This is a genomic window from Microbacterium paraoxydans, assembly GCF_020524545.1.
Taxonomy (GTDB): domain Bacteria; phylum Actinomycetota; class Actinomycetes; order Actinomycetales; family Microbacteriaceae; genus Microbacterium; species Microbacterium paraoxydans_C.
Genome location: NZ_JAIVLG010000004.1, coordinates 488,746 through 507,294 on the forward strand (window position 1 = coordinate 488,746; position 18,549 = coordinate 507,294).

Here is an 18,549-nt window from a genome sequence, read left to right on the forward strand (position 1 = left end):
GCAACGATCATCCAACACCTGCGCGGGTGGCGGAATGGTAGACGCGCTACGTTGAGGTCGTAGTGCCCGTAAGGGCGTGGGGGTTCAAGTCCCCCTCCGCGCACGTAAAGCCCCGGAGCATGACTGGTTCGCCAGGAATGCCCCGGGGCTTCTTCGTTTCCCTCTGTCATGGCGGCCGGGGAGCCGCTCCAGCGCAGCCGACTGCGCAGACGCCGCCGCCCCCGGCGGCCACCCGCCAGCAGCAGCTGTCAGACGGCCCCGACCCCGAACAGCACGCCGAGCACATACGTGATCGCCGCCGCTCCGAAGCCGATCGCGAGCTGACGGAGAGCGCGCCGCAGGGGCGGTCCGCCCGAAAGAACGCCGACCATGGCGCCGGTGCTCAGCAGCGCGACACCGACCAAGACCAGCGCGACGACGATCGCGTTCGTCCCGTCCAGACCGAAGATCCACGGGAGCACGGGGACGATCGCACCGGACGCGAACAGCAGGAAGCTTGAGATCGCGGCGGTCCAGTCGCTGCCGACGATCTCGTGGTCGTCCGCCCGCTGCGCGTTGATCGGACCGGTCGCCGCCCCGCGGACACCTGCCTGAGCGGCCGTGACGATACGTCGCGCACGCGCCAGCGACTCGTCCTGCGCCATGCCTCGCGCGCGGTAGACGAGTGCCAGCTCGTTCTCATCGATGTCGAGGTCCCCCGCGGCGGCCGTCGCATCCTCGTTCGCCGCTGTGGCGGCGAGCAACTCACGCTGCGACCGTACCGAGACGAACTCCCCCGCGCCCATCGACAGGGCGCCCGCGAGCAGACCGGCTATGCCGCTGAAGAGGACGAATCCTGAGCTGACCCCGGTCGCACCGATGCCGAGCACGAGCGCGAGGTTGCTGACGAGGCCGTCGTTGGCACCGAAGACGGCAGCACGGAACGAACCGGAGAGACGTCGTCGACCTCGCGCCGCGAGTCCGCGGACGACCTCGTAGTGGACCTTCTCGTCGGCACGCATCGCCGGCGTCGCATACTGCTCGGAGTCATAGGGCGAACGCGCTTCGGCGTTCTGCGCGAGGGCCAGGACGAAGATGGATCCAAACCGACCGGCCATCCAGCCGAGCATCCTCGATCTGATGCCCGCCCGAGGGAGTCGCTCGGGCTCCGCGCCGAGCAGGTCAAGCCAGTGCTGCTCGTGCCGACGCTCCGCGTCCGCGAGGCTGAGCAGGATCTCCCGCTCCTCCCCGGTTCGCCGTGCTGCGAGCTTCTGATAGACGGAGCCCTCGGCGCGTTCCTCGACGAGATAGCGGGCCCAGCGTCGACGGTCTGCGGGGGTGGCGGCAGCTGCGGCAGGCGCTGTCATGGTTCCTCCAGAAGTGACGGTGCCCGATGCGTGGGCAACCGTTCCACGCTATCCGGGCCGTCGCTACGACACCTCGCTCAGACGCGGATTGACAGCATTTCGGGCATCCGAAGCAACGCGCAGCGCGTGTTCAGGAGCGCACGCGCTTGCGCAGGACATCGATGCGCGACTGCAGTTGAGTGACCGTCGCCTGTGCCACTGCCGGACCGCCGCAGATGCGTCGAAGCTCTGCATGCACCGCACCGTGCGGCTCGCCCTTCTGCCGGGCGTACAGGCCGACGAGGCTGTTCAACAGCTGGCGCTGCTCCTTCAGCGTGCGGTGGAGTGGCGCAGGCAGCGTCGTCGTCTCGGCAGGCCCCGCAGCGGCCTCGCGAGCCTCGCGCAGTCGGGACTGGCGAGATTGTCGCTGCATGAGGAGCTCGTGCACGTGCTCGGGTTCGAGGAGCCCGGGGAATCCGATGAACTCCTCCTCCTCCGGCGTTCCGGGCTCAGCCAGCTGCCCGAACTCCTTGCCCTCGAACACGACCCGATCGAAGTGGGCCACCGACGACAGCGCCTGATAGCTGAATTCCTGTGTCAGCGCGTCGGAGGTCTCCTCTTCGCGGTTCGCGCTCTCCAGGAGCGAATCGTCCAGGCCGTCGTCTTCCTTCGACTGCCGGTCGAGCGCGTGGTCGCGCTGCTTGTCCATCTCGTTCGCGAGGCCCATGAGCACGGGCACCTGCGGAAGGAAGACGCTGGCGGCCTCGCCGCGACGACGCGCTCGCACGAACCGACCGATCGCCTGCGCGAAGAACAGGGGCGTCGAGGACGACGTGGCGTACACGCCGACGGCGAGCCGCGGAACATCGACGCCTTCGGAGACCATGCGCACCGCGACCATCCACCGGTCTGTGCTCGCGCTGAACTTCTCGATGCGCTCGGAGGCCGTGGCATCGTCGGAGAGCACGATCGTCGGCTGCTGGCGCGTGATGCTGTGAAGGATCTTGGCGTAGGCGCGAGCGACCGTCTGATCTGTGGCCAGGACGAGTCCGCCGGCATCGGGAACGTGGTGACGAATCTCGGTGAGACGTCGATCGGCCGCAGACAGCACCGCCGGCATCCAGTCGCCTTCAGGATCGAGTGCCGTGCGCCAGGCCTGTGACGTCACGTCTTTCGTGTTGTCTTGACCGAGATGCGTCTCGAGCTCGTCGCCCGTGGTCGTGCGCCAGCGCATCTTTCCGGCGTACATGTGGAACAGCACCGGCCGCACGACGCCGTCCACCAGGGCGCGCCCGTAGCCGTAGTTGTAGTCGGTCCGCGAGATGCGCGCACCGGACTCGTCGGGGTGGTACTCGACGAACGGGATCGGAGCCGTATCGCTGCGGAACGGTGTTCCCGACAGCAGCAGGCGCCGTTTCGCCGGGCCGTATGCATCACGGATGGCATCGCCCCAGCTCAACGCATCCCCTCCGTGATGCACCTCGTCGAGGATCACGAGGGTCTTCGCGTCCTCGGTCAGATGCCGGTGCACGGACGACTTCGCCGCGACCTGTGCGTACGTCACGACAGCACCGTGATAGTGCCGCGCCGGTGCCCAATCGCTGTTGCGGAACCGGGGGTCGAGACGGATATGCACTCGAGAGGCGGCGTCCGCCCACTGTGTCTTGAGGTGTTCGGTCGGCGCCACGACGATGATGCGATTGACCTCGCCCATGCGCATCAGCTCGACCGCGAGCGTCAAGGCGAAAGTCGTCTTGCCTGCACCGGGAGTGGCGGCGACGAGGAAGTCTCTTTGGTCGTCACGGAAGTACTGCTCCAGAGCTTCCTGCTGCCAGGCACGCAGCTTGCTCGCGGTTCCCCATGGGGCACGCTGAGGAAAGGACGGAGAGAGCATCGACTCCACGATAATCGTTGCCGACGACACTGCATCACCCGCCGCCCTCCCCCGCGCGCGCCCCGCCCGATGGTCGGTCGCTCGGGGTAGGATCTGTCACTGCGCTGCGGCCATCATCGCTGCGCAGAACGTTCGCGAAGGAGAGCTGGATGACCGACCAGGATTCGACTCGGACTCCTTACGTACCCAATGAGACGGCGCATCCGTGGCGTCGATTCGTCGCGCTCGGCGACTCGTTCACCGAGGGGATCGGCGACCCCGATCCGGCGCATCCGGGAAGCCACCGCGGCTGGGCAGACCGCGTCGCCGAAGTACTCGCCGCGCAGGTGGACGACTTCGCCTATGCGAACCTCGCGGTGCGCGGCAAGCTGATCGCGCAGATCGTCGCCGACCAGGTCGAGCCGGCCGTGGCGCTGCGACCGGACCTCGTTTCCCTCTGCGCTGGCGGCAACGACGTCATCCGCCCCGGGACCGACCCCGATGCGATCGCCAGCCAGCTCGACGATGCCGTCGCCCGCCTGGCGTCGACGGGAGCGGCCGTGCTTCTCTTCACCGGTATCGACACCGGCTTCACTCCGGTCTTCCGCGCCTTCCGTGGAAAGGTCGCGATCTACAACGAGAACGTCCGAGCGATCGCCGAGCGCCACGATTGCATCGTCGCCGACCAATGGGCGCTCAAGGTCGTGCAGGACATGCGCTTCTTCGACGATGACCGCCTCCACTACAACGCACTCGGCCACCACGAAGTCGCCCGGATGGTGCTGCGCGCCCTCAACGTCCCGAACGATCTCGAGTCCATGCAGCCCGAGCCGTTCCCACTGCGGACTTGGCGCGAAGCGCGATCGGAGGACCTCGGCTGGGCACGAGAGCACCTCGTTCCGTGGGTGCTGCGTCGGCTGCGGCATCAGTCTTCCGGTGACAACGTCGCCGCCAAGCGGCCGGAGCCCGCACCGGTCGAGCTCCCCGACAAGGACTGAGCCTCAGCGCTGCATCGCCCAGAGCGCGACCGCGGCCGCCGACGCCACGTTCAGCGAGTCCACTCCCCCGCTCATGGGGATGGTGACGATGTGATCCGCCGCATCGATCGCCGTGCGGGACAGACCGTCTCCCTCAGATCCCATGACGAGCGCGACACGCTCGGGCCGGATGCCTGCGTACGCATCGAGCGTCACCGCATCTTCACGCAAAGCAAGCGCGGCGATGTCGAAGCCCGCGAGGTGGAGGTCTTCGACCGCGGAGCCCCAGTCGACGATACGCGTCCACGGGACCTGAAACACCGTACCCATGCTGACGCGCACGCTGCGCCGGTACAGCGGATCCGCACCACCCGGCGACACCAGCACGGCATCGGCGCCGAGTCCCGCCGCCGCGCGGAACGCGGCCCCGACATTCGTGTGGTCGCCGATGTTCTCCAGGACGAGGACGAGCGTGGCGCCCTCCAGCACATCACGAACGGACGGGAGCTCCGGGCGGTGCATCGACGCGATCGTCCCGCGGTGCACGGCGAACCCGGTGACGGCCTCTGCGACCTCGTCCGGGACGACATACACCGGCACGTCGAAGCCGCCGACGATCGCACGGATGTCCTCCACACGACGCTCCTGCACCAGGACGGAGCGTGGGCGGTGTCCGGCGGCGATCGCGCGGGCGATGACCTTCGTGGATTCCGCGATGTACAGGCCACCCGAAGGCTCGCTCAGAGCTCTGAGCGCCGTGTCCGTGAGCCCGCGGTAGTCGTCGAGGCGCGGATCGTGGACGTCGGTCACCGGGAACAGTTGCACGACTCCCACTCTGCCATCGCCACGCTCCTCCCGTGGACGCGGAGCGCCCGGGTGCGCGGCACACCGTAGACTCGCTCGAGGAGGTCCCCGTGAGCGTGTCGAACACCGCCGAGCTGTCGGCCTCGGTCGCCTACGCCGCTGAGCTGTTGCAGGGCAAGCGCGTAGCCCTCTTGACCGGAGCCGGCATCTCCACCGACTCGGGTATCCCCGCCTATCGGGGCGAGGGCGCACGAACGCGCAGCGATCCGATGACGATCCAGACCTATCTCGGCGACGAAGCAGCGCGACGACGATACTGGGTCGGCGGGCACCTGGGCTGGCGAGCATTCGCCAGCGCCGCCCCCAACCCCGGGCACATCGCTCTCGCCCGGCTCGAAGCGGCCGGGAAGGTGTCCGGGATCATCACCCAGAACGTCGACGGACTGCATCTGCGTGCCGGAAGCTCGCACGTGATCGAGGTGCACGGCACCATGCGCCGGGTGCATTGCCTGCGCTGCGGCCAGGTCTTCGATCGCCGCGACATCGCCGTGCAGATCGAGGAGCTCAACCCCTGGATCACGGTCCCCGAGAACATCGCCCTCGCGCCTGACGGCGACGTCCTGCCCGAGAGCACGGAGGGGTTCATCGTCCCGGTGTGCACGGTATGCCACGGCATGCTGAAGCCGGATGTGGTCTTCTTCGGCGAATACGTGCCGCAGGACCGCTTCCGTGCGGCCGAGTCCCTGCTCCGCTCCAGCTCCGCTCTGATCGTCGCCGGCTCCTCGCTGGTGGTCAACTCCGGGGTGCGCCTCGTCGAGCGTGCCCGCCGCCGCAGCATTCCCCTGATCATCGTCAACCGGGAGCCGACACGTGCGGACACCTGGGCCGATCTCACCATCGCCGCAGGTACCAGCGACGTGCTCCCCGCACTCCAGGAGCTCCTCACGTGACCTATCTCACGCTCGTCCGCCATGGCCAGACCGACTGGAACCTCGCGCGGCGCATCCAGGGATCGACGGACATCCCGCTGAACGAGACCGGTCGAGAAGACGCGCGTTGGGCCGCGGAGACGCTCGCGGGGACGACCCATCACGCCGTGTACTCCAGCCCACTGCTTCGGGCGAGGGAGACGGCGGAGATCATCGCCGACAGGCTCGGACTGGAACTCGCGGCCGTCGTCCCGGACATCCGCGAGCGCGAGTTCGGCGATGGCGAAGGCATGCTCGTGGAGGACTACATCCGGACCTATGGGGACTGGCACGCCGAGGTGCCCGGGGCCGAGACGCTGCACGAGGTCGGTGTGCGCGCCATCGCCGCGCTCCATGCGATCGCCCGCGAAGCACGGCGTCGATCGGCACCGCAGGCGGAGTCCGTTCTGGTCGTCGCACACGGTGGCGTGATCCGCGCGGTGATCGACCACGTCTCCGGTGGCACGCTCCCCCGCGAGGGCGACGTCCTGCGAAACGGTTCCGTGCACCGCTTCGTCGCCGCCCCCGGGTACCTGCGACTCCTGGAGGAATCGCCGGTCCTCTGATCGGACCGCCGCCCGCGGCGTCAGCGAGCGCGGGAGACGACCGAGCGCGCGTGGCGAAGCACGGGTTCGTCGATCATGCGTCCCTCGAATCGGAACACACCGCGTTCGCTCTCGGCGGCCACGAGCACCGCGCGCGCCCAGTCGATCGTCGCGTCGTCGGGCCGGTAGGCGACGCGGATGGGCTCGACCTGACTCGGGTGGATACATGCGGTCGCACGGAACCCGGAGGCCGCAGCATCCCTCGCCTCTCGATCGAGTCCCTCGGCATCGTCGAGCGCGATGTGCACGGCGTCGATGGCGGCCTTGCCGTGCGCTCCCGCCTCGAGGAGCACGCGCGAGCGGGCGTAGCGGGCGATGTCGCGATAGGTTCCATCGGCTTTCCGTGACGAAGTTCCGCTGAGAGAGGCGACGAGGTCCTCAGCCCCCCACATCATCGCGGAGACCCGTGGGTGGGCGGCGATGCGGTCCGCTGCGTGGATGCCACGGGCGGTTTCACAGAGGGCGATCAGAGAGTAGCTCTCATCGAAAGCCGCAAGGCTCTCCGCACTCTCCGTCTTCGCCACCATCACCGTGCGGAAATCTGTCTTCGCGAGCGCCGAAAGGTCGGACGCGAAGGCGTCGGTGTCGGGGGCGTTCACCCGGACGATCACTCGATCGGGGTCGACATCCGCAGCCATCACGTTCCTGCGCGCGGCCTCCTTCGCATCCGGGAGCACGGCATCCTCGAGGTCGAGGATGACGGCATCGGCTCGCTCGGCGGCCTTCTGGAAGCGCTCAGGGCGATCAGCAGGACAGAACAGCAAAGCGGGCCCGAGGTCGAAACTCATTCGGTGGCTCCTTCCGGACGGCAGTGCACGAGCACGGATCGCACGGCGGTGGCGACGATCGTCCCGTCCTGATTGCGTCCGGTGTGCGCGACCTTCACGATTCCCTGTCCCGGTCTGGATGAGGACAGCCGCTTCTCCACGATGACACTCTCGGTGTACAACGTGTCGCCGGCGAACAGCGGATGCGGGAACGCCACGTCACCGAAGCCGAGCTGCGCCACGAGCGTCCCCTGCGTGAGCTGGGCGACCGAGCTGCCCACCATCGTCGACAGCGTCCACATCGAGTTCATCAACCGCGCGTGGAACGGTGCCTGGGCATCGGCGAACGCCGCGTCGAGATGCAGCGCCTGCGTGTTCATGGTGAGCGTCGTGAAGAGCACGTTGTCGGCCTCGGTCGCCGTACGACCCGGGCGATGCAGGTAACGGGCTTCGGCTTCGAACTCCTCGTAGTAGAGGCCCCGCTGGAGGATGTCGTGCGTGGTCATACCGGCCACGCTACCCGGCGAGCCCGAGTCCCCGAGCGATCACGAGGAGCTGCACTTCGGTCGTGCCCTCGCCGATCTCGAGGATCTTCGAGTCACGGTAGTGTCGCGCCACCGGGAACTCGTTCATGAACCCGTTACCTCCGAATATCTGGGTCGCATCCCTGGCATTGTCCATCGCGGCTTCGCCGCCGACGAGCTTGGCGATGGCCGCCGCCTCGGCGAACGGCTTCCCGGTGTCCCGCAGCCTCGCCGCGTGATGCCAGGCGAGTCGGGCCGTGTGCACCCGAGCGCGCATCCGCGCCAGGGTGAACTGCGCGTTCTGTCGAGTGCTCAGCGCGGCACCGAAGATCGTGCGGCTCTTCGCGTAGTCGACGGCCGCCTCCAAGCACCCCTCGGCCGCGCCGGTCGACAGCGCCGCGATCGCGATGCGCCCTTCGTCGAGGATGCTCAGAAAGCTGCGGAAACCGGTTCCGCGCGCACCCAGCAGGTTCGATGCGGGCACCCGTACCCCGTCCAAGGTCAGCGGATGCGTGTCGGATGCGTTCCAGCCCACCTTGTCGTATGGTGCCTCGACCGTGAACCCCGGCGTGCCGTTGGGGACGATGATGGTCGAGATCTCCTTGCGACCGTTCTCGTTCCCCGTGACAGCGGTGACTGTGACGAAGCGTGTGATGGATGTGCCCGAGTTCGTGATGAACTGCTTGGAGCCGTCGATGACCCATTCGTCACCGTCGAGTCGAGCCGTGGTCCTGGTCGCACCGGCATCGCTTCCCGCTTCCGGCTCGGTGAGACCGAAACCAGCCAAGGCTCGTCCTGCGAGAAGATCCGGCAGCAGCTCGCGACGTTGCTGCTCGGTTCCGAAGCGGAAGATCGGCATCGCGCCCAGGCTTACGCCTGCCTCCAGCGTGATCGCGATCGACTGATCCACGCGACCGAGCGCCTCGATGGCGATACCGAGCGCCATGTAGTCGCCGCCCTGTCCGCCGTACTCCTCTGGGAACGGCAGCCCGAACAATCCGAGATCACCCATCTGCGCCACGACATCCATCGACAGTGTGTGCGTGCGATCGGCCTCGTAGGCCTGCGGCGCGACGACGGTGTCGGCGAACTCGCGCACCATGGCGGCCAGCTCGCGCTCCTCTTCGGACAGATCTTCCATGTTCAGCTCTCCTCCGTCGTCACACGGGCGACCGGCTGGTCGCGCCGTACCTGATCGCCGACCGCGACCAGCAGATGCACCACCCCGTCGTGGGGTGCGAGCACGGGGTGCTCCATCTTCATCGCCTCGATCGAGACGAGCGCGTCGCCGGCGGACACGGGATCGCCGTCCACGACGTGCACCGCCACGACGCTGCCCGGCATCGGGGCACGTCCTTCCGGTTCCGTCGCCGTAGCCCCCGCCTCGCGCGCCGACAGTCGTCGGTGCATCCGCTGTTTCCTGTCGAGGGGGCGGAGGCGCAGCGTGCGACCGCCTTCCGCGACCCACACCGCTCCGTCGCCATCGACGGCGGAACGGACGGCGCCGCGCGACCCCGTGGTCGAGGTCGCGTCGAGCGTGAACTCTTCGTCGCCGTCTGTGAGCGCAACGAACGGTGCCTCGCCCGCGGCCGGGGCGCCCGAGCGCCATCCCGGTAGCTCACGCCATAAGGTGCTTGTCCGCGTCGGCTCGGAAGGCCCGGAGACCGCCGCCTTCGCGGCGACGAGCTGCGCGGGTGAAGGCGCTACTCCGTTGAGGGGAAGCAAGGTGTCGATCAGGCCGGTGTCGAGGTCGCCTGCGATCACACGCTCGTCCTGACAGAGCGTACGCAGAAACGCGATGTTCGTCTCGACGCCCAGCACGACCGTGTGCGCGAGCGCCTCATCGAGCCGGGCGAGCGCAGTCGCTCGGTCGTCGGCGACCGCGATCACCTTCGCGATCATCGGGTCGTAGAAGCCGGTCACCGCGCTCCCTGTCTCGATCGCCGCGTCGACGCGGACACCGGCCGGGGGCTCGAACAGCAACACCGTCCCGGTGGAGGGCAGGAACCCGCGTTCCGGGGACTCCGCATAGACGCGCGCCTCGACGGCATGCCCGCGTACACGTGGAGCGACCTCCAGCGCGAGCCCATCGGCCGTGCGAAGTTGAAGCGCGACGAGATCGAGCCCGGTGACCTCCTCTGTGACCGGATGCTCGACCTGGAGACGAGTGTTCATCTCGATGAAGAACACCTCGCCGGGAGCATCGGCGTCGATGAGGAACTCGACGGTGCCCGCACCGACGTAATCGACGCTCTCGGCCGCGAGCACGGCCGCCGTGAGCAGCTGCTCCCTGGTATCTGCCGGGATGCCGGCCGACGGCGCTTCCTCGATGACCTTCTGGTGCCTTCGCTGCAGCGTGCACTCCCGTTCGCCGAGCGCGACGACCGTACCGTGCGCATCTCCGAAGACCTGCACCTCGATGTGCCGGGGGCGCCTGATCAGGCGTTCGAGGATCAGAGCATCGTCCCCGAACGCCGCGGCGGCCACGCGTCGTGCAGAGGCGAGAGCACCTGGAAGCCCCTTCGCGTCGGCGACGACCTCCATACCCTTGCCGCCCCCGCCGGCGCTGGGCTTGACCAGCAACGGGTAGCCGACGCGCTCCGCCTCCTCGGCGATCTCGAGGTCGGACAGCCCTTTGGCATCGAAACCGGGGACCACGGGGACGCCGTAGCGCAGCACATGATCACGAGCACGAGCCTTGTCCCCCATGATCTGCAGAGCCTTCACCGAGGGGCCGATGAAGACGATGTCGCTCTCGGCGCAGGCCTCAGCGAGTCCGACGCTCTCGGAGAGGAAGCCGTAGCCGGGATGGACGGCCTGGGCGCCGGTGCTGCGAGCGGCCGCGATCACGGCATCGATATCGAGATACGACTCCGCGGCCGGTGCCGGACCGATCCTCACGGCGATGTCCGCTTCTCGCACGTGGGGTGCCGAGGCATCGGCGTCGCTGTACACCGCGACGCTGCGGATATCGAGGGCGCGAAGAGTGCGGATCACGCGCCTGGCGATCTCGCCGCGGTTGGCGACGAGGACGGTATGGAAGGAGATCTCGGGTGACGATGACATGGCACTCACATCCGGAAGACGCCGAAGCGCGGTTCGGGCAGCGGACTACGGGCGACGACATCGAGGGCGAGCCCCAAGAGGTCGCGGGTCTGAGCAGGATCGACGATGCCGTCGTCCCAGAGTCGAGCAGTCGCGTAGTAGGGCTCTCCCTGGTGTTCGTACTGCTCGCGGATCGGCGCCTCGAAGGCGGCGCGCTCGGTGTCGCTCCAGTCCTGGCCGCGCGCGGAGAGCTGGTCCTCCTTGACGGTCGCGAGGACCGAGGCCGCTTGCGCCCCGCCCATCACGGAGATGCGGCTGGCCGGCCAGGTCCAGAGGAAGCGGGGTGAGTAGGCGCGTCCACACATCGAGTAGTTGCCGGCACCGAAGGATCCCCCGATGATGACCGTGAGCTTCGGCACCCTTGTGCTTGCGACGGCTGTCACCATCTTCGCGCCGTCCTTGGCGATCCCCCCGGCCTCTGCATCGGATCCGACCATGAATCCCGTGATGTTCTGAAGGAAGAGCAACGGGATGCCGCGCTGGTCGCACAGTTCGATGAAGTGGGCTCCCTTGAGGGCGGATTCGCCGAACAGCACCCCGTTGTTCGCGACGACACCGACGGGATGCCCGTGGAGCCGGGCGAAGCCGGTGACCAGAGTCGTGCCGTACTCGGGCTTGAACTCGAGGAAGGTGCCGCCGTCGACCAGTCGCACGATGACCTCGTGCACGTCGTAGGCCGCGTTCACGTCGACGGGAACGGCCTCGTACAGACTGGACGACTCCGACGGCGGCCGGCTGCTGACCACGTCCCACGCCGGCGCGGCGGGTGGTGGGAGGGTGGCGACGATGTCGCGCAGGATCTCGAGCGCGTGCTCGTCGTCTTCGGCGAGATGGTCGACCACACCGCTGCGCCGCGCGTGCATCTCGCCGCCGCCGAGCTCCTCCGCGGTCACGACCTCACCGATCGCCGCTTTCACGAGCGGTGGCCCGCCGAGGAAGATGGTGCCCTGCCCTCTCACGATCACGGTCTCGTCACTCATCGCCGGCACGTACGCGCCACCCGCGGTGCAGGACCCGAGCACGGCGGCGAGCTGAGGGATGCCCTCTGCGGACATCCGCGCCTGATTGAAGAAGATCCGGCCGAAGTGCTCACGATCCGGGAACACCTCGTCCTGCTTCGGCAGGAACGCCCCTCCCGAGTCGACCAGGTACAGACATGGCAGGCGGTTCTCGAGTGCGATCTCCTGGGCGCGTAGGTGCTTCTTGACCGTGAGCGGGAAGTAAGTCCCTCCCTTCACCGTCGCGTCGTTGCAGACCACCATGACGTGGCGCCCGTGCACAAGCCCGATCCCGGCGATGACGCCCGCTCCCGGTGCTTCTCCTCCATACAGGCCGTCGGCGGCGAGCGGGGCCACCTCCACGAACGGGCTGCCCTCGTCGAGGAGGCGTGCGACACGGTCACGAGGAAGGAGCTTCCCGCGCGAGACATGACGTTCTCGGGAGAGTTCGGGCCCGCCGAGGGCGGCCGTCGCGAGGCGATCTCTCAGCTCCCGTGCGAGGGACTCCTGAGTTGCGGGCATCGTGATGTCCTCCTCGACCCACGTCCGCGCGGGCGAGCCCTGGCGCGGTGCATGCATTTTCGGTTAGTGTTCACTAACCCGTTGCTTCAGGTTAGCGAGGATTAACTGAGATGACAAGCCCGGTCACCGCCCGAGACCGTGCCAAGGCCGAACGGTCCGATGCGATCCTGCATGCCGCCGCACGGCTCTTCGCCGCACGGGGATACAGCGGCGTGAGCCTGGAAGACATCGGCGCGGCCGTCGGCGTCTCCGGTCCCGCCGTATACCGCCACTTCGCCGGCAAGCAGGCATTGCTGGGCGCGGTTCTCGTCAAGGTCAGCGAGGACCTGATCCAAGGGGGGCGGCGTGTCGCCGAAGAGGCATCGATCCCCGCTGAGCGGATGCGCGCGCTGATCCGATTCCACGTCGACTTCGCGCTCGGGAACGCCGAGGTCATTCAGGTGCAGGACCGCGATCTGGCATACCTGAGCGACGCGGACCGCGCCGACGTCCGCCGATTGCAGCGTTCGTACATCGAACTCTGGATGTCGGCGCTGTCGCCGTTGCACACGACGCCCGCGGGCGCCGCCGAGCAGGACGAACTGCGGCTGCGCGTCCAGGCGTGCTTCGGACTCATCAACTCCACCCCTCACAGCACACGCGCCGCCACCCGGCAGCGCTCCGCCACCGCGACCGTGCTGATCGCGATGGCGGAGGCCGCTCTGCGCGCGACTACCTGAGGAGCATCGCCCGTCCCGGTTCCTCGAGGAGATCGGCGACGTCCTTGAGGAACCGCGCACCTTCCGCACCGTCCACCAACCGGTGGTCGAAGGAGAGGCTGAGCGTCATGAGGTCCCGAAGCGCGATCTCGCCGCGATACTCCCACGGCTGGCGCCGAACAGCACCGATTGCAAGAATCCCGGACTGTCCGGGCGGGAGGATGGGTGTACCCGCATCGACCCCGAAGACACCGATGTTCGAGATCGAGAACGTGCCACCGGCGAGTTCGGCGGGCGAGGTCTTGCCGGCACGCGCGACCTCGGCCAGCGACCTCACCGCATCCGCCAGGCCGATCAAGGTGAGCTGCTCCGCATCCCTGATCATCGGAACGATGAGACCTCGATCCGTCGCGGCGGCGATCCCGAGGTCGACGTAGTTGTGTTGAACGATCTCACCTGCGGCATCGTCCCACCGGGAGTTCAGGCCCGGCGTGCGGCTGAGGGCGAGACAGACGGCCTTCGCCACGACGGCGAGTGGACCGATGCGGTGCTCCGCGAGCGAACGGTCCTCGCGGAGGCGGGCGAGGAGTTCCATCGTTGCGGTCACATCGACTGTGTGGAAGACGGTGACGTGCGGTGCCGTGAACGCGCTCTGCACCATCGCCGCAGCCGTGTGTCTGCGCACACCGCGGATCGGGAAGCGCGTCTCGCGCTGCTCATCCCCGACAGCTGCGGCACTGGACGGCGCAGACGATCCGCTGTTGCTGGATCGCTCGGTCCCTGCTCCCGCCGTCTCGATCCGCTCCGCATATGCGTCGACGTCGGCGCGGGTGACGACCCGGTCCCCTACCTCCGCGGCGACGAGCACCAGATCGATCCCGAGGCGTTTGGCGTGGGCGCGGACCGGCGGTGTGGACCGTGGTCGCTCGATCGGCGCATCGACGGCGGCGGACGAGGTCGCATCATGCGGCGCGGCCTCCAAGACGGCCGTGTCGACCGCCGCCGCCGTCACACCGACGCGTCGAGCACGTCGAGCCGGGCGTCCTGTGGCCGTTGGCGCCGCCCCGTAGCCGACGAGGTTGGGCTGGGCCTTCTCCGCCGACGCGGCCGGAGCCGACTCGGCCTCGTCGCCGCCGATCTCGAAGTCGATGAGAGCTGCTCCTACGGCGACGGTCTCGCCGGCCTCGGCGTGCAGCGTCGACACCGTCCCCGCATAGGGAGAGGGAAGTTCCACGATCGCTTTCGCCGTCTCCACCTCGGCGAGCGTCTGGTTGAGCGTGACCGTGTCCCCCGGCGAGACCAGCCAGGTCACCACCTCGGCCTCGGTGAGTCCTTCGCCGAGATCGGGAAGGCGGAACTCGGCGTTCATGCGTCTGCTCCCGTCAGACTGTTCGGCCGGTCGAGCACCCGATCGACGGCGTCGAGCAGCCGATCGAGGTCCGGCAGGTGGTACTTCTCGAGCTTCGCCGGCGGATACGGCACGTCGTGACCGGTGACGCGCAACGGTGCGGACTCGAGGTACTCGAAACAGCGCTCCGTGATGCTCGCGATCACCTCGGCTGCGACACCGGCCTCGCGAGAAGCTTCGTGTGCGACGACGACACGTCCGGTCTTGCGCACAGAGGCGGCGACCGAGTCGTAGTCCACCGGTGAGAGGGAGCGGAGGTCGATGACCTCCAGGGAGACGCCCTCGTCTTCGGCGGCTTCGGCGGCTTGGAGCGCGGTGGACACCATCGCGCCGTAGGTGATCAACGTCGCATCCGTGCCGGCCCGCACGACACGTGCAAGTCCCATCGGGGGTGCGTCGGCGAGCGGTGCGTCCAGGTCGACTTCCCCCTTGTGGTGGTAGAGCCGCTTCGGCTCGAAGAAGATCACGGGATCATCGGAGGCGATCGCCTGCCGCAGGCTTCGGTACGCGTCCTCCGGGTTCGAGACAGCGATCACGCGCAATCCGGCCGTGTGCACGAAGTATGCCTCCGGGGACTCCGAGTGATGCTCCGCTGCGCCTATGCCTCCGGCCCACGGGATCCGGATGGTGATGGGCATCTTGACGCGCCCTTGCGTGCGGTAGTGCAGCTTCGCGACCTGCGCCACGATCTGATCGAAAGCCGGGTAGACGAAGCCGTCGAACTGGATCTCGACCACCGGTCGGTAGCCACGGAACGCCAGCCCCACCGCCGTTCCCACGATGCCGGACTCCGCCAGCGGGGTGTCGATCACGCGCGCAGCGCCGAACTCGTCCAGGAGCCCGTCGGTGATGCGGAACACCCCACCGAGCTTGCCGATGTCCTCACCGAGGAGAACGACCTTGTCGTCGTCGCGCATCGCCTGGCGCAGCCCCGCCCCGAGGGCCTTTCCGAGCGTGAGTTCAGTCATGCTCAGACCTCGCCTTCGAACGAGGCGAGGTACGCCGCGTACTCGTCGCGCTGGCGCTCGAGCCCGGTGTGCGGATCGGCGTAGACCCCGTCGAAGACGGCCAACGGTGGGCGCGTGACCATGTTCAGGCACGCGGCCCGCATCTCCGCGGCGATGGCGTCGGCGGCCGCCTGAGTCTCCGCGAGATGCTCTTCCGACAGGTCTCCGGTGGCGCGCAGGTGCGCCTCCAGCCGCGCGATCGGATCGCGGCGGCGCCAGGACTCGAGTTCGTCCTGGTCGCGGTAGCGCGTCGGATCGTCGGCGGTCGTATGCGGACCCATGCGGTAGGTGACCGCCTCGATGTATGCGGGCCCCTTTCCGGAGCGGGCATGATCGAGTGCCCACCGCATCGCGGCCATGCAGGCGAGAACGTCGTTGCCGTCGACGCGAACGCTGGGGATGCCGAATCCGGGCGCCCGCCCGGCGATCGGATATTGCGACTGCACGGCGACCGGCTCCGAGATCGCCCAGTGGTTGTTCTGGCAGACGAAGACGACGGGGGCCTGATAGGACGCGGCGAAGATCATCGCCTCGTTCACGTCGCCCTGGCTCGTCGCTCCGTCTCCGAAGTAGGTCACCGCGACCTCTTCGGCGCCGTCATGCTGGATGCCCAGGGCGTAGCCGACCGCGTGAAGCGTCTGGGCGCCGATGATGATCTGCAGGGGCGCCACGCCGAGTGCGGCCGGGTCATAGGCGGCTCCCTCTTCGCCACGCCACATGCGCACGTAGTCTCCGGGCTGCGCGCCGCGCGCATAGATGACGCCGGTCTCACGGTAACTGGGGAACACGAAGTCGTTCTTCGCGATCGCCCTGGCAGTACCGATCTGCGTGGCCTCCTGTCCTTGGCATGGCGCCCAGAGACCGAGCTGCCCCTGTCGCTGGAGTGCCACCCCTTCGGCGTCGATCCGACGGAGGATGACCATGTCGCGCAGCAAGGCGCGCAACTGCTCCGCGTCGACATCTGACACGAACGGGTCCAACCGAGGGTTCGCGACGCGGCTTCCATCCGGGCCCAGAATGCGCTCGGAGAGCTCCAAGTCCTGGGCGGTGTCTGCGATGGGGGTGATCTGCGGTGACATCATCGTCCTCCTCGTCCTCGGCGGCCCTCATGAGGCTCCGCGCATTGATGCCAGCGTCATCACCGGCATGGTCCGAGAGTACGTCCGCTCAACACCTCGCTCAAGCATTCGAAGCGGGCTTGAGCATGTTGCTCAATTTGCGCCAGGTCACTGCTGCTAAGGTTTGGCACTATGCCCGGACTGGACCGTATCGATCTCGAACTTCTCGCTGCGCTCGCCGACGATCCGAGGACGACGATCGTGGCGCTGGCGGAGAATCTGGGGCTCTCGCGCAACACGATTCAAGCGCGGATGGCGCGCCTGGAGCAGAGCGGGATCTTCCTCTCCTACGAGCGGTCGTTCTCCCCGGATGTCTTGGGCTTCCCCCTACAGGCCTTCGTGAGCATCGGAGTCCGACAGACCGAACTTCCCCGCATCATCAATGAGCTGGCCCGGATCCCGGAGGTCCTCCAGGCGCACGGACTCAGCGGATCGATCGACCTGCTGGCGCGCGTCGCATGTCGTGACGCACGCCATCTCTTCGACACGGACGCCCGCATCCTGTCGATCGAGGGAGTGGAACGCACGGAGACCTCCCTCGCGATGGGCGAGGTCATCCCCTTCCGGGTCGCGGGCCTCATCGGCCTCGCGCGACGGGAATCCTGAGGAAGCGACGAACGGCACCCGCCGCCTCTGCGGGCGTCTCGTAGTGGATGAGATGCCCGACATGAGCGATCTCGACCAGTTCGGCGTCGGGGAAGATCTTCGCGAGCTTCCGCTCCGCCTCGATGGGGGTGATGTCGTCGCGCTCCGCAGCCACGAGCAGCGTCGGGATATCGATCGCGGGCGCGAATTCCCGGACATCGTGCGAGACACTCGCGACGAACGCATCGCGCAGCACGTCGCGATCCGAGAAACGGGAGAAGTACGTGTCGTGCTGATCGTGGATGAACCGGCGCAGCGCAGGATCCCGCGTCTTCGCCATCGTGATGCTCATCACGCGGACGATGAGGCCGTTGCGCAGCAGCGCGGTTCCGAGCTTCTCCGGGAGACGAGCGCCGAGCGCGTAGTAGAGCACCGCAAGGCGTGTCATCACGCCCTTCGGACCCTCCAGCGCCGGAGCACCGATGGGATTCAACAAGATCAGCCGAGAGGTCGCCAGGCCCCGCGCGACAGCCGCGGCTGTGACGATCGAGCCGAACGAGTGCCCGAGGATCACGGCGCCGGGCCCCACCGCGGCTGCGAAGTCCGTGAGCCAGCCGGCATACTCGTCCACGTCGTGTCGCCGGCCAGGCAATGGCGCTGACTCGCCGAACCCGGGAAGATCAGGGGCGATCACGCGCACTTCCGGAAGATAGGCCAACACCGGCTCCAGGCCATGATGGTCACCGCGGAAGCCGTGCACGGCGATCACGGTGGTCGCGGCGTCCGCGGGCCCGTACACCCAATAGGCGGTGATCGCACCACGCACCTCGACCTCGAGTCGCTGCACGGGGAGGCGCCGCAAGCGGTCCGCATACGGGGAAGGCACGGTCATGATCCGAGTCTACGAGTTGCCCACGGGCCTTCCCGACTCGGAGCCGCCCTGCGACCGAGGGGCCTGCGGTGGCGCGACCGCCCGAGGCCCCTCGGTTCCGCCTCAGACCGCCTCGTCGCCGCTCGAGCTGACGGAGCGGCGAGTCGTCGGCTCCCCTGTCGCGGGGTCGACGAATGTCCGTGACACCGTCTCCGTCCGACGACGCCGCGCGAGGAGGATGATCCCGATGAGGAAGATCACGACTCCCGCGCCCATGAGGATGTACCCGACCATGTCGAGGTCGACCCACTGGATGTCGACGTTCACCGCGAAGACGAGGATTGCTCCGATCACGAAGAGCGCGATTCCGCTGCCGATGCTCATGGTTTCTCCC

The 18,549-nt window shown here is 67.9% G+C and carries 18 protein-coding genes and 1 tRNA gene; 6 read left to right on the top strand and 13 right to left on the bottom strand.

What is annotated here, in order from left to right; translation table 11 throughout:
- The first annotated feature begins 20 nt into the window (after positions 1-20).
- A tRNA-Leu gene (locus tag LC041_RS11485) sits at positions 21-103 on the top strand.
- Between the two features lie 145 nt (positions 104-248).
- On the opposite strand, the gene LC041_RS11490 is transcribed toward LC041_RS11485, so the two are convergent.
- Positions 249-1,346 carry a VIT1/CCC1 transporter family protein gene (locus tag LC041_RS11490; protein WP_226533214.1) on the bottom strand — a complete coding sequence of 366 codons (1,098 nt, stop codon included), beginning with the start codon at positions 1,344-1,346 and terminating at the stop codon, positions 249-251.
- A gap of 130 nt (positions 1,347-1,476) precedes the next feature.
- Entirely contained in the window at positions 1,477-3,219 is a 1,743-nt protein-coding gene (locus LC041_RS11495; RefSeq protein ID WP_226533215.1) for a DEAD/DEAH box helicase, read from the bottom strand.
- Between the two features lie 149 nt (positions 3,220-3,368).
- On the opposite strand from LC041_RS11495, the gene LC041_RS11500 reads away from it, so the two are divergent.
- Positions 3,369-4,196 carry an SGNH/GDSL hydrolase family protein gene (locus LC041_RS11500; RefSeq protein ID WP_226533216.1) on the top strand — a complete coding sequence of 276 codons (828 nt, stop codon included), beginning with the start codon at positions 3,369-3,371 and terminating at the stop codon, positions 4,194-4,196.
- Between the two features lie 3 nt (positions 4,197-4,199).
- On the opposite strand, the gene LC041_RS11505 is transcribed toward LC041_RS11500, so the two are convergent.
- Positions 4,200-5,000 carry a TrmH family RNA methyltransferase gene (locus LC041_RS11505; protein ID WP_226533217.1) on the bottom strand — a complete coding sequence of 267 codons (801 nt, stop codon included), beginning with the start codon at positions 4,998-5,000 and terminating at the stop codon, positions 4,200-4,202.
- A gap of 89 nt (positions 5,001-5,089) precedes the next feature.
- Between LC041_RS11505 and LC041_RS11510 the strand changes: the two genes are divergently transcribed.
- Positions 5,090-5,929, top strand: coding sequence for a Sir2 family NAD-dependent protein deacetylase (locus LC041_RS11510; protein WP_226533218.1), 840 nt, complete (start codon positions 5,090-5,092; stop codon positions 5,927-5,929).
- Positions 5,926-6,513: a histidine phosphatase family protein gene (locus LC041_RS11515; RefSeq protein ID WP_226533219.1), complete on the top strand. Its 588-nt coding sequence runs from the start codon at positions 5,926-5,928 to the stop codon at positions 6,511-6,513. The genes LC041_RS11510 and LC041_RS11515 overlap by 4 nt, the downstream gene beginning before the upstream one ends.
- Positions 6,514-6,533: 20 nt before the next feature.
- Here LC041_RS11515 and LC041_RS11520 read toward each other — a convergent pair whose 3' ends face one another.
- From LC041_RS11520 to LC041_RS11540, 5 genes are read right to left on the bottom strand one after another with little or no spacing between them, the layout of a single operon-like run.
- Positions 6,534-7,340 carry an HpcH/HpaI aldolase/citrate lyase family protein gene (locus LC041_RS11520; RefSeq protein ID WP_226533220.1) on the bottom strand — a complete coding sequence of 269 codons (807 nt, stop codon included), beginning with the start codon at positions 7,338-7,340 and terminating at the stop codon, positions 6,534-6,536.
- Positions 7,337-7,825, bottom strand: a complete 489-nt coding sequence (locus LC041_RS11525) for a MaoC family dehydratase (RefSeq protein WP_226533221.1) — start codon at positions 7,823-7,825, stop codon at positions 7,337-7,339. Before LC041_RS11525 ends, LC041_RS11520 begins: the two co-directional genes overlap by 4 nt.
- Positions 7,826-7,835: 10 nt before the next feature.
- Positions 7,836-8,984: an acyl-CoA dehydrogenase family protein gene (locus tag LC041_RS11530; RefSeq protein WP_226533222.1), complete on the bottom strand. Its 1,149-nt coding sequence runs from the start codon at positions 8,982-8,984 to the stop codon at positions 7,836-7,838.
- A gap of 2 nt (positions 8,985-8,986) precedes the next feature.
- Positions 8,987-10,909: an acetyl/propionyl/methylcrotonyl-CoA carboxylase subunit alpha gene (locus LC041_RS11535; RefSeq protein ID WP_226533223.1), complete on the bottom strand. Its 1,923-nt coding sequence runs from the start codon at positions 10,907-10,909 to the stop codon at positions 8,987-8,989.
- Between the two features lie 5 nt (positions 10,910-10,914).
- A complete protein-coding gene (locus LC041_RS11540; protein ID WP_226533314.1) occupies positions 10,915-12,468 on the bottom strand; it encodes a carboxyl transferase domain-containing protein in 1,554 nt (517 codons plus the stop codon).
- A gap of 110 nt (positions 12,469-12,578) precedes the next feature.
- Here LC041_RS11540 and LC041_RS11545 point away from each other — a divergent pair, with 110 nt between their 5' ends.
- A complete protein-coding gene (locus LC041_RS11545) occupies positions 12,579-13,187 on the top strand; it encodes a TetR/AcrR family transcriptional regulator (RefSeq protein ID WP_226533224.1) in 609 nt (202 codons plus the stop codon).
- Here the strand turns inward: LC041_RS11545 and LC041_RS11550 are convergent.
- From LC041_RS11550 to pdhA, 3 genes are read right to left on the bottom strand one after another with little or no spacing between them, the layout of a single operon-like run.
- Positions 13,180-14,535, bottom strand: a complete 1,356-nt coding sequence (locus tag LC041_RS11550; protein WP_226533225.1) for a dihydrolipoamide acetyltransferase family protein — start codon at positions 14,533-14,535, stop codon at positions 13,180-13,182. The two genes, LC041_RS11545 and LC041_RS11550, sit on opposite strands and share 8 nt — an antisense overlap.
- Positions 14,532-15,542 carry an alpha-ketoacid dehydrogenase subunit beta gene (locus LC041_RS11555; RefSeq protein WP_226533226.1) on the bottom strand — a complete coding sequence of 337 codons (1,011 nt, stop codon included), beginning with the start codon at positions 15,540-15,542 and terminating at the stop codon, positions 14,532-14,534. Before LC041_RS11555 ends, LC041_RS11550 begins: the two co-directional genes overlap by 4 nt.
- A gap of 2 nt (positions 15,543-15,544) precedes the next feature.
- Positions 15,545-16,660, bottom strand: a complete 1,116-nt coding sequence (pdhA, locus tag LC041_RS11560) for a pyruvate dehydrogenase (acetyl-transferring) E1 component subunit alpha (RefSeq protein WP_226533315.1) — start codon at positions 16,658-16,660, stop codon at positions 15,545-15,547.
- Positions 16,661-16,831: 171 nt separating this feature from the next.
- On the opposite strand from pdhA, the gene LC041_RS11565 reads away from it, so the two are divergent.
- On the top strand, positions 16,832-17,305 hold the full coding sequence (locus LC041_RS11565; protein ID WP_226533227.1) for an Lrp/AsnC family transcriptional regulator: 474 nt from the start codon (positions 16,832-16,834) through the stop codon (positions 17,303-17,305).
- On the opposite strand, the gene LC041_RS11570 is transcribed toward LC041_RS11565, so the two are convergent.
- Both LC041_RS11570 and LC041_RS11575 read right to left on the bottom strand, forming a co-directional pair.
- Complete coding sequence (locus LC041_RS11570) at positions 17,277-18,176, bottom strand: alpha/beta fold hydrolase (RefSeq protein WP_226533228.1); 900 nt, start codon at positions 18,174-18,176, stop codon at positions 17,277-17,279. The genes LC041_RS11565 and LC041_RS11570 overlap by 29 nt on opposite strands.
- Positions 18,177-18,278: 102 nt before the next feature.
- A complete protein-coding gene (locus LC041_RS11575; protein ID WP_153244104.1) occupies positions 18,279-18,539 on the bottom strand; it encodes a DUF6458 family protein in 261 nt (86 codons plus the stop codon).
- Between the last annotated feature and the right edge of the window lie 10 nt (positions 18,540-18,549).

What these genes read in the sequence shown, in the direction of transcription:
- LC041_RS11490 (WP_226533214.1), bottom strand. Translation starts at nt 1,346, where the DNA reads ATGACAGCGCCTGCCGCAGCTGCCGCCACCCCCGCAGACCGTCGACGC.
- LC041_RS11495 (WP_226533215.1), bottom strand. Translation starts at nt 3,219, where the DNA reads ATGCTCTCTCCGTCCTTTCCTCAGCGTGCCCCATGGGGAACCGCGAGC.
- LC041_RS11500 (WP_226533216.1), top strand. Translation starts at nt 3,369, where the DNA reads ATGACCGACCAGGATTCGACTCGGACTCCTTACGTACCCAATGAGACG.
- LC041_RS11520 (WP_226533220.1), bottom strand. Translation starts at nt 7,340, where the DNA reads ATGAGTTTCGACCTCGGGCCCGCTTTGCTGTTCTGTCCTGCTGATCGC.
- LC041_RS11525 (WP_226533221.1), bottom strand. Translation starts at nt 7,825, where the DNA reads ATGACCACGCACGACATCCTCCAGCGGGGCCTCTACTACGAGGAGTTC.
- LC041_RS11530 (WP_226533222.1), bottom strand. Translation starts at nt 8,984, where the DNA reads ATGGAAGATCTGTCCGAAGAGGAGCGCGAGCTGGCCGCCATGGTGCGC.
- LC041_RS11535 (WP_226533223.1), bottom strand. Translation starts at nt 10,909, where the DNA reads ATGTCATCGTCACCCGAGATCTCCTTCCATACCGTCCTCGTCGCCAAC.
- LC041_RS11540 (WP_226533314.1), bottom strand. Translation starts at nt 12,468, where the DNA reads ATGCCCGCAACTCAGGAGTCCCTCGCACGGGAGCTGAGAGATCGCCTC.
- LC041_RS11545 (WP_226533224.1), top strand. Translation starts at nt 12,579, where the DNA reads ATGACAAGCCCGGTCACCGCCCGAGACCGTGCCAAGGCCGAACGGTCC.
- LC041_RS11550 (WP_226533225.1), bottom strand. Translation starts at nt 14,535, where the DNA reads ATGAACGCCGAGTTCCGCCTTCCCGATCTCGGCGAAGGACTCACCGAG.
- LC041_RS11555 (WP_226533226.1), bottom strand. Translation starts at nt 15,542, where the DNA reads ATGACTGAACTCACGCTCGGAAAGGCCCTCGGGGCGGGGCTGCGCCAG.
- pdhA (WP_226533315.1), bottom strand. Translation starts at nt 16,660, where the DNA reads ATGTCACCGCAGATCACCCCCATCGCAGACACCGCCCAGGACTTGGAG.
- LC041_RS11565 (WP_226533227.1), top strand. Translation starts at nt 16,832, where the DNA reads ATGCCCGGACTGGACCGTATCGATCTCGAACTTCTCGCTGCGCTCGCC.
- LC041_RS11570 (WP_226533228.1), bottom strand. Translation starts at nt 18,176, where the DNA reads ATGACCGTGCCTTCCCCGTATGCGGACCGCTTGCGGCGCCTCCCCGTG.
- LC041_RS11575 (WP_153244104.1), bottom strand. Translation starts at nt 18,539, where the DNA reads ATGAGCATCGGCAGCGGAATCGCGCTCTTCGTGATCGGAGCAATCCTC.